Annotated in this window: 1 protein-coding gene; it reads right to left on the reverse strand. The window is 63.8% G+C overall.

What is annotated here, in order from left to right; genetic code table 11:
- Positions 1-186, reverse strand: a 186-nt coding sequence (locus tag DAI20_RS20370; RefSeq protein ID WP_497802660.1) for a flavoprotein, incomplete at its 3' end; no start/stop codon positions are given.
- Positions 187-516 lie beyond the last annotated feature (330 nt).

The following is a 516-nucleotide window of genomic DNA, read 5'->3' on the forward strand; positions in this document are numbered from 1 at the left end:
GAGCGGAGTGACGAACTGCTGGGCACCGGCGGTCATCGCCACCTGCACCTGGGCACCGGCGTCGCGCAGGCGACGCACCAGTTCCAGGGCCTTGTAGGCCGCGATCCCGCCTCCGACGCACAACAGCAGTTTCTGACCTTCCAGCGCGCGGGCCGGCGCGGGAGAAGCATTGGGGGAGTCAGCCACCTGGAATTCCTGTGCAAACGAGGGCGGTAGCTTACCCGATGGTCGGTAATGTCCCGGTACACGGCATACATAGCGGGCGGCTATCAGCAGATGGAGTCCGCCCGTATTGACCTGGCAGACGCCGGGCATCGGTTTCGGACCTTTCCTATACCGTTACGACCCCGCCCTTTTGCAGAATCAGGCGTTGGCCGCCGCTCACCGTGGCCTGTTCGATCCTCAAGGAGCCGCGTGCATCCACGCATCATCATTGCCGACGACCATCCCGTGGTCCTGCATGGCATCCGTATCGTGCTGCAGACCCACCTGATGGACATCGTCGGCAGTGCACGT

Source organism: Planctomonas deserti (genome assembly GCF_003067705.1).
Lineage (GTDB): Bacteria > Actinomycetota > Actinomycetes > Actinomycetales > Microbacteriaceae > Planctomonas > Planctomonas deserti.